This is a genomic window from Methylobacterium sp. J-059 (assembly GCF_022829485.1).
GTDB lineage: Bacteria > Pseudomonadota > Alphaproteobacteria > Rhizobiales > Beijerinckiaceae > Methylobacterium.
The window spans coordinates 1-359 of sequence record NZ_JAKSYA010000030.1 but is presented as its reverse complement, the minus strand read 5'-3'; the positions used below and the strand labels follow the sequence as shown (position 1 = coordinate 359).

The following is a 359-nucleotide window of genomic DNA, read 5'->3' as shown; positions in this document are numbered from 1 at the left end:
GGCGCGCCGACCTCTACGCCACCATCGCGCGCTGGACCGGGCCGCAGCGCGAGGCCCGCCCGGCCGCCCCGATCCCGGCGCCGGACGGCGCGAACGCGGTGCTCGACCCGGCGGTGTTCGACGCCCTCAAGGACGGCTTCGGGCCGGAGCGCGTGGCGACGCTGCTCGACCTGATGGGCAGCGAGCTGCGCGACCGCTTCCGCACCGACGAGGACGACCGGGTCCAGGTCGCTCACGACGCGCACGCGCTGGTCTCGGCCGCCGGCATGCTGGGCTTCACCCGGCTGTCGCGCCTGTGCCGCGAGATCGAGGCCGCCGCCCACGGCGACGGCGACCTGCGCCCGCTCATCCACCGGCTC

1 protein-coding gene is annotated in these 359 nt (G+C 77.2%); it reads left to right on the top strand.

Translation table 11 applies throughout. The features are described from left to right. A partial coding sequence (locus MKK55_RS01870) for an Hpt domain-containing protein (RefSeq protein WP_243933001.1) occupies positions 1-359 on the top strand: 359 nt, incomplete at both ends.